Here is an 8,486-nt window from a genome sequence, read left to right as displayed (position 1 = left end):
ATACAGTGGTGTTAATGGTAAGCGAAAAACCTACAGAAGTTGGCGTTGACCCTTATAATAAGTTGATTGATACAAATTCTGATGATAATAGAAGGAAATTGTAAAAAGAAAGCGAAGTCTATATAGATTTCGCTTTTTTTTTTGACTAAATTTATATTTCTTTCAACAATTTAATTTGATTACATGAAAATGAAACCCATTGTAACACTAACCATAAATCCTTCCTTAGATAAATCGACTCATTTTACTGGACTTATCGCTGAGCAAAAAATTAGATGCGGAAAACCGCGCTATGACGCTGGTGGTGGCGGTATAAATGTATCTAAAGCCATTGCAAAATTAGGAGGAACGTCCAAATGCATTTTTACTTCTGGTGGTTCTTCTGGTGAATTGCTCGAAGAATTAATTACAAAAGAAGGTTTGCAATCTGAATTGATAAGAACGAAAAGCTGGACACGAGAAAATTTTATTGCCTTTGATTCTGAAAAACAATCACAATACCGTTTTGGTTTTCCCGGAAACGAGTTATCTCCAGCTGAACAAGATGAAATTTTGCAAAAAGTAAAAACGTTGCAAACGGATTACTTGGTAATAAGTGGAAGCTTAAATGAAGGATTAGCAACTGATTTTTACCAACAAATAGCCCAAATAGCAAAAGCTTCTAACATCAAAGTTATTGTAGATACATCTGGTGAACCACTGAAAAAAGTTTTAGAAACAGGAGTCTACTTGATAAAGCCCAACATTGGAGAATTAGCAAAATTAATTGGTGTAGATCGATTAGAATTACCAGAGGTTGAAAAAGCAGCTAAACAATTAATAGAAAAGAAAAGTGCTGAAATTGTTGTCGTTTCACTAGGGGCTGATGGAGCTATTTTGGTAACGCAAGACGAAACTCATTTTGTTAAAGCACCAAAAGTAGAAAAGAAAAGCACTGTAGGAGCTGGCGACAGTATGGTAGGTGGTATGGTGTGGGCATTGTCTCAAAACAAAACTTTAAAAGAAGTGATACAAATGGGAGTTGCTTGTGGTTCTGCAGCAACTATGAACGAAGGAACTCAATTGTTTAAAGTAGAAGATGTGATTCAATTGTTGGGTGAAATGTAAAAAAAATAAAACCCAATAACTTTCGTTATTGGGTTTTATAAGAAATTAGTAGGATGTTGTTTTATAAATACTCCCTAATCTACTAGTACAAATTTATAGCTTACAAAGGGTTTTGGTCAATGGTGTTCCATCATTTTTGTATAATAGGAATGTGAAATATAGATCTCTTATTTGATCAAAACACTACTTCTTTCAAAGTATACATTTATTTAAACAGACTAATGTTAGTGACGTAGGATATCCTAACGGTTGGATTACTTTCTTGTAACGTATTCGTATAATTCCAAATATTTTGATGGATATAACTTATTTGAATCTGTTGGTTTTTATCAATATTATAGCCTAAACCTCCAATAATTCTGTTCTGATTAAAAAAGGTTTTTCCAGCATTTGAACCTAAATTAAAAAAGGCTTCATTGCCAACAATTCCAAATAATTTGACTTTATCTTCCTTTTTCGTTAAAGTATAATTCATCAAAAACATATATCGCAATCTGTTTCTATAATCGTAATGATCAATTGAATAATCGGTTCCGTTTTTAACTGCAATTCCAACAAATCTATTTTCATCTCTTAAACGATGTGTGAATTTAAATTTTCCTTTCGTGTGTACAAAAGTTCCTTGAATCCAAACATGATCTTCCGGAATGTCTGTTTTGTTTAAAGCCGGACTTCCATATACATACGTGCTGTAATGCGAGTAACCAATGCTACCATTGAATTTTTTAGAAAACTGATAATCAAAAGAGGGTCTCACAAAATATTGTTGTTTTTCTGAAACTCCGTTTGCATATCGCATAGTGGCTTCTAGTGTAAACGATAACTTTTGGCTTAACATGTTTTTTCCAACATAATGAAACCAAACATCGTTATTATTTGTTTTTACCTGTGCGCTTGAACTATTTGGCAACAGAATTCCTAGTAGCCCGATGAGAGCTACTAAGAAATTATTATATTTTTTCATTTGTTAATGAACGAAATTTAAATTTTTTCTTGAAGATTTTGGATGTGCTGAAAAAGCCGTATGATCTTCCAATCCTTTAATGGTTACTTTTCCTCCGTTAGATTCATAATCATGAACGAAATGTTCTAAGTTTTCCATAACTGAATTGTCTACAATTTTTGTCTTTTTTAAATCGATTGTAACGTTAAATCCGTATGGAATTTCTTCTAATTTTCTTTTAATTCCTAAGAAATTAGTAAAAATTGCCGCTTTACTAATCGTAACTAAATACTCATTTCCTTCGAAAGCGACTTCAGTTGGCGCTTTAAAAAATGATGAAATTGGAGTTCCGTGTAATAAGTGAATAATCATGTTTAAAATCATACCAGCAGCGATACCGACTAATAAATCTTCAAATAAAGTAAAGAAAATAGTCACTAAAAATATGGCTAATTGTTCTTTTCCAATTTCAAAGGTATGAATGAATTCTTTTGGATGTGCTAATTTTATTCCAACTGTAACTAACATGGCTGCTAATGCGGCATTCGGAATCATTTCTAATAAGGGTGAAGCGACTAATAAAAAAGCTAAAATGAAAAAACCATGAAAGAAGTTGGCCCAACGAGTTTTTCCACCATTGTTCACATTTGAAGAACTACGTGCTACTTCAGCAATCATTGGTAAACCGCCTAAAAAAGCAGCGAAAACATTTCCAATTCCAACCGCAATTAAATCTTTATTGGCGTCCGATTTTCTTTTGAAAGGATCCGTTAAGTCAATAGCTTTTACGGTTAATAAACTTTCTAAAGTTCCAACCAAAGCAAACATAATTACGAATTTAATAAACGTTCCTGTTTGTGAAATACCAGCAAAACTAGCATTGAAATTAATATTATCTACTAAATTTCCAATTTTTACCAAAGAATAAGCAGGTTCAGTGTGTGCGAAATCCATATATAACTCAGCTGGAATAGCGAATAATAAAACTACAAGTGGCGCTGGAAACATTTTGATGTACTTGTTTTTGATATACGGCCAACCTAACATAATAGCTAAACTAACCACACCAATAATAGTAGCTTTATAGTCTAAATTCATAATGAAATTCGGAATGTTAGCTAATAATTCTAACGGACCTTTTCCTTTTGCTAAAGCTGGATTGTCATTTAATAAAACCGGAATTTGTTTCGCAATAATAATGATTCCAATGGCGGCTAACATACCATGAATGGCTGAAAGCGGAAAGAAATCGGCTAGTTTTCCAAGTTTTAAAACACCAAATAAAATTTGAACAAAACCTGCAATAACCATTGCGCCTAAGGCTAATTTCCAACCTAAAATCGGATCGCCTTTTCCAAATTCTGCTACAGCACTAGCTACAATTACAATTAATCCAGCCGCTGGTCCTTTTATAGTTAAACGTGAACCAGAAATTAAACTGACTAATAAACCACCAATAATGGCAGTAATTAATCCCATAATTGGTGGGAATTCTGATGCTTTGGCAATTCCTAAACTTAAAGGAAGCGCTAATAAAAATACGATAAAACCAGATATAGCATCTGATGAGAAATTTTCTTTTAATCCCGCAATTCCGTCTGCTGGGATGAATTTTTTTATTTTTGAGTTCATATAAATGAATGTGTTTATATTGATAATTTAAATATTTGCGAAAAGTCTATTATCTTTCGTCTATAATCTTATTTCTTCTTATGATGATTTATAAGGTAATTCGTGATAGGTTTTAATGTGTGTGCCTAAGAAAAGTCTGGTGTAAATTCTAACGCCAGCTATTCCGGAAACCACAAAACTACTTGCCACTAAAAAAGCTAAAACTACTTGGTGACTTTCAATATGGCTAAACAATAAATCTTCGCCAATAAAAGTGGAAGTAATTGGAAAACCTGTAACACCAAGTGCTGCTAATAAGAAAAAGAAAGCAAATTTTGGATGTTCATATACGTGTCCAGAATGTTGACTTAATAAAATTCTCTTTTCCATTGTTTTTAATTTCAATAAAGCTATGTAACCAATAATTCCCGCAATTACAATTCCTGTGATATAAAGGGATATTTCGTAATAACTTACTTTTTCGTTAAACAAAATGGCTAACACAATCCAGAAATGGTTAAAAACAATTAGTAACCAAGCTACAAACGGACTTTTTCTTTCTGAAAAGGCTTTGAAAACGAATACTAATCCAATCGCAGCGAAAATTTCAGGTAAATAATTAGTTACATAACTTGGGATGGAATTTTTGTAATACAAAGCGATACTTCCAACTAAATACGTGCTTAAAAACAAGAAGAATAGTTTTCTTAAGTTTAAGAAATTTAATTTGTTACCAATCGTATTTAATGGATTCCAAAGGAAAATTCTAATTATTTTTTCCAAATAAAATTCGTTGATACTTAAAACATATAAAGCATTTTCTAATTTTTTAGGAAGGATACTTTTGCTTACTTGTTTAGGTACGAAATTGTAAAATTGTTCTCGGATTAAATAACTTACCACAGATGGTGAAACCAATAATTGATAGGTTCTTAAAAACGCATTTCCAGCGATATGAAATAAAGCTAATGTTTCGAATCCTAATGCAATTTCAATAAATATCAATCCAATTTGAGAAATCGAACTATAAGCAATTTGACTTTTTACAGAGGATTGTACTCTAGCAATTAAAGTGGTAATGATACTTGTGGTGAAACCCATTACGCCAATGGCAATTCGCATAGACGTTTGGTGTTCCCAAAAAGGCATGGTTCGTAACATTAAAAAAGCACCTAAATGCACCGAAAGTGAACCGTAAAAAATAGCACTTGATGGCGTAGGACCTTCCATAGCTCTTGGTAACCAAGAAGAAAAAGGTACTTGAGCAGATTTTACTGCAGCCGCACACGCCAAACATAAGGCAATAAACGAACCAATTAAGGTGTGATTTTGCAAATGTTCGTTGACCAATTCGTAATTATGCAGTCGGATAAAAGTGATGTTTTCATGAAACAAATGATGACTTGCCCACATCGCTAAAATAATTCCAACATCACCAATTCTATAGATTGAAAATACTCGGAAGGCATTTTTTACAGGTAAATAACGTTCTCTGTAAAAACCAATTAGTAAAAATGATGAAATTCCGATAATTTCCCAACCAATAAATAAGGTTTCAAAATTCCCTGATAAAATGGCTAAATTATATCCAAAAAAGAAGAATAAAACGGTGATAAAAAAGCGTTTGTATCCTTTTTCTCGATGTAGATAATAGCGACTATATGTTGTTATCATTGAGGTTAACAAAGCACCTATGAATAAATACACCGCAGTTACTTTGTCGAAATAAAAATCTATAAAGAAGTCGTAGTCATTTGTTTTGACTAACGATATTTCGAATAAATTTAAATCTTTGCTGCCGTTAATTATCCAATAGGAAATAAAAACGCATAAGACTAAAAACTGAACAAAAACGGTTGTAAATGCCGTCCAAGATAGCCAAGACTCTTTCTTTTCAGGAATAAAAAAACTAATCAAAAATCCTACAATAGGAATAATGATAAATACTAATAAAAATTCATTTGTCATCATCTTATTTTAGTAGCGTTATGTTTAAATTTTCCGAACTCGTAATCGCATATTCCAAAGAGTTATCGATAGTTTGTATGTTATAAGAAACAGGTTTGTAAATTTCAAATTCACCATTCACAAAACGATATAGTTCTTTAGTTTCTGGATCTAAGGCAACTAAATTCACCCAATTATTGATAAACCATTCGTAAGTTGCAGGAGATTTTGTTATGGCATATTTTACAATTTCAGGAAAATGTTCTACTACAATTAATAATCGTAATGGATCGTGAACTTCAATCATTTGACTAGGTAAACCTGGTCGTAAATCGCCATCAATTCCATTTGCAACTCCAATTAATCCCATTACATTATGAGGTAATTTGGAACCCGCGCCGAGTTTATGATTGTCGACTCTAGAAAAGTAATATTCTAAATTAATTCCGCCACCAACAGGAGCTACGGCATTTAAAATTCCAGCTAAATAATCGCCTTTTGGGTCAACTTTATAATCAAAAGAATTCATAAACGAACGTCTGTCTAGGAACACATGATCTGAAACACTTCTTCTTCCAACTATACACATGGCATTTGTCGCATGATTTAATTCAGGTCGAGGTTCAAATAGTGAAACCGAACGATTTTTTATTTTCTCATGTACTTTTGAAATGCTTTCGCTAGAATTTATGGTATCAAATCGTCTAGAGCGTTCTTTGGCATTATTGGCTAAGGCATTTGTGAATGTTTTGCTGTTTTCTTTATGTGAAAATGTATTGATTTGTGAAAGTAATTCTTCATCGTAAAAAACAATTTCATCTCTAGTTGTATCATGTAAAGCGGGTAGAAACTGAGTTTCAGCTGGAATAAGAATACCTCTTTCGTCCAAAATTTCACGAACTTTTGCATGATTGGCTGCGAAGCTTAATACTTTTGCATTCACACTACTTGGTCTTCCGCTACACGCACCGCAATCGTAACCGGCAAAATGGGTGTTGTTTACACTAGTTGCGCCGTGGCCAACCACATACACAAGAGGTGCGAAGTTTTCCACTAAACCAATACTTTTTAAAATCCCTTCCACTCTGTTTGCCATTTCTTCCACTGAAAAACCAACTTGTAAACCTTCAATAGTTTCCTTTGGATTGTTGTTTTCAATAACTAATTGCGATTTCTTATTTAAATGTTTAAAAGATGAAGAAGTGGCTGGTGACATGCTCGGTTTAAAAATATTTAAAAACAATTTAAACGCTGAGGTATATCCTAAAGTTTGAGAAATAAGCCAACCAAATACTAAAGAATGTGATTTTTTATGGTAATGATAATCTTTAGCGCTTTTCTTTTTTCTCGGTAATTCTTTAATTAAAAATTTTGGAGTTACAGGTGCTGGACATAATTTGGTAAAGAATTTTCCATTTATAGGTTGATAGAAAAATTCGAAATTAAAAAACGCAGCAGTTCCGAACGTTTTGGCATGAGGCTCTAAAGCTTCTACATGTCTTCGTAATGAACATTCTCTGTCGTCCATACAAAAGAAAGCTTGAAATTTTGTAGTTTCTTTTGACGTTTTTACACTTGTTTTATGTTGTAAACCTGTTAAGGCTTGGTTGTAAAAGGTCCATTCAAAAGCTTCTTGCCAAATAGAAAGCACTTCAAAATATTCAGAATAGGCCGATTGAGAAAATAAATTTTCGGCATCAAAAGTGATTTTGGAGGTTAAAGGTTCCCAATTTCCACCAAATTTTTTATCTAAAGCGTCAATTTCTAAAAGTAACTCGAAAGTAATAAGTTCTTTTAAAGTTATTTTTCTTTCATCTAATAATGAAGTGGGATTGCCTTCTAAAGTTGCAATCATGCCGCTCCATCCAGGATGAGAAAATTGTTGATCAAAGAGATAATTTTCAAAATACAAACCTTCTCCAACTAAAATTTGAAGTAATTTATAAATGGAAGTGTCTTCTTCTAGTAATTTCTTAGCTCTTGCCGTTGAGAAAATACTAAAAACACCATTTTTGTCTAATTCTTTTATGGAAGCTAAAAACCCGTCTTTATGAACAGGAAAAGTCCAAACAGAAATACCTTGATCTAAGTAACTACATAAGATTCTAAAAAGAATACCATGCGTGGATTTGTCTAAGTTTATGGCGTATTTTTCTTTCCAAAGACTTCTAAGTTTTCCAATCTTAGGATGAATGGCTTCGTCGTAATTTTTTTGTAAAACATTTTCTTTCCAAAATGAAAAGTGGTCTTCTCCTTTTTTCTGGTAAATAATTTTATCTAGAATTGCTGCATCTATTTGGTTGTTTTTTAGCTTGTTTCTGAAATCAGAAAGAGGTAAAAACGTTTTATAACCAAATATTTCAGATGATTCTTGTAAGGCAGTAAAGAAGTCTTTGTCTTGAAAAGCATGTAATGTATTGTGATGCACAAAGTCTTTCAACGGATTTTGTGCAGGTAGAAAATGCGATAGTTTGTGAAGAGTTGCTTCTTCTACAAATCGCAATGAAGTTAAATTCATTATATTCTAAATTAAGTTAATAACAATATTAATTTGCTTGTATAGAGCAAACAGTTATGAATATTGTATTAACTTAAATTAAGCTTCCAGTTACAGAAAAGATCGTATAAAGGAATACTTTTTTGTAGGATACAAAAAAGTGTTTTATTGTAGATTTTTTGATTTTTGGAATAAGAAAATAAATCAAAATTGGAACTAACTCCAGTGAAACATTTTTCTAAATCATCACCAAATTCAACATCTTCTTCAATGTCAAAATTGATAAATTCAAAATCATTTTCAATTTCATTTAGAGCAGAAAACCCATAAGATTTTGCGTGCTCAACTTTATAATTCTTAAAATTATTACTGACTTCAGGT

General features: G+C 32.2%; 6 protein-coding genes. 1 reads left to right on the top strand and 5 read right to left on the bottom strand.

Annotated features, from left to right (window positions below; genetic code table 11):
- Positions 1-183: 183 nt before the first annotated feature.
- Complete coding sequence (locus FPG59_RS11385) at positions 184-1,107, top strand: 1-phosphofructokinase family hexose kinase (protein ID WP_086454721.1); 924 nt, start codon at positions 184-186, stop codon at positions 1,105-1,107.
- A gap of 205 nt (positions 1,108-1,312) precedes the next feature.
- Here the strand turns inward: FPG59_RS11385 and FPG59_RS11380 are convergent, their stop codons facing one another.
- The 5 genes from FPG59_RS11380 to FPG59_RS16620 form a co-directional block, all read right to left on the bottom strand.
- Positions 1,313-2,071, bottom strand: a complete 759-nt coding sequence (locus FPG59_RS11380; protein WP_086454720.1) for a DUF2490 domain-containing protein — start codon at positions 2,069-2,071, stop codon at positions 1,313-1,315.
- 3 nt (positions 2,072-2,074) lie between these two features.
- A complete protein-coding gene (locus FPG59_RS11375) occupies positions 2,075-3,682 on the bottom strand; it encodes a SulP family inorganic anion transporter (protein ID WP_086454719.1) in 1,608 nt (535 codons plus the stop codon).
- A 78-nt stretch (positions 3,683-3,760) separates the two neighbouring features.
- On the bottom strand, positions 3,761-5,632 hold the full coding sequence (locus FPG59_RS11370) for a proton-conducting transporter membrane subunit (protein ID WP_254906691.1): 1,872 nt from the start codon (positions 5,630-5,632) through the stop codon (positions 3,761-3,763).
- Between the two features lies 1 nt (position 5,633).
- Positions 5,634-8,126: a YbcC family protein gene (locus FPG59_RS11365; RefSeq protein ID WP_086454718.1), complete on the bottom strand. Its 2,493-nt coding sequence runs from the start codon at positions 8,124-8,126 to the stop codon at positions 5,634-5,636.
- Between the two features lie 68 nt (positions 8,127-8,194).
- The coding region (locus tag FPG59_RS16620) for a hypothetical protein (RefSeq protein WP_176330738.1) at positions 8,195-8,486 on the bottom strand (292 nt) is incomplete at its 5' end.

This window comes from Flavobacterium sp. FPG59 (genome assembly GCF_002150205.1).
Lineage (GTDB): Bacteria > Bacteroidota > Bacteroidia > Flavobacteriales > Flavobacteriaceae > Flavobacterium.
The sequence above is the reverse complement of the archived record's forward strand: the minus strand, read 5'-3'. Positions and strand labels throughout refer to the sequence as shown.

What these genes read in the sequence shown, in the direction of transcription:
- FPG59_RS11385 (WP_086454721.1), top strand. Translation starts at nt 184, where the DNA reads ATGAAAATGAAACCCATTGTAACACTAACCATAAATCCTTCCTTAGAT.
- FPG59_RS11370 (WP_254906691.1), bottom strand. Translation starts at nt 5,632, where the DNA reads ATGATGACAAATGAATTTTTATTAGTATTTATCATTATTCCTATTGTA.
- FPG59_RS11365 (WP_086454718.1), bottom strand. Translation starts at nt 8,126, where the DNA reads ATGAATTTAACTTCATTGCGATTTGTAGAAGAAGCAACTCTTCACAAA.
- FPG59_RS11375 (WP_086454719.1), bottom strand. Translation starts at nt 3,682, where the DNA reads ATGAACTCAAAAATAAAAAAATTCATCCCAGCAGACGGAATTGCGGGA.
- FPG59_RS11380 (WP_086454720.1), bottom strand. Translation starts at nt 2,071, where the DNA reads ATGAAAAAATATAATAATTTCTTAGTAGCTCTCATCGGGCTACTAGGA.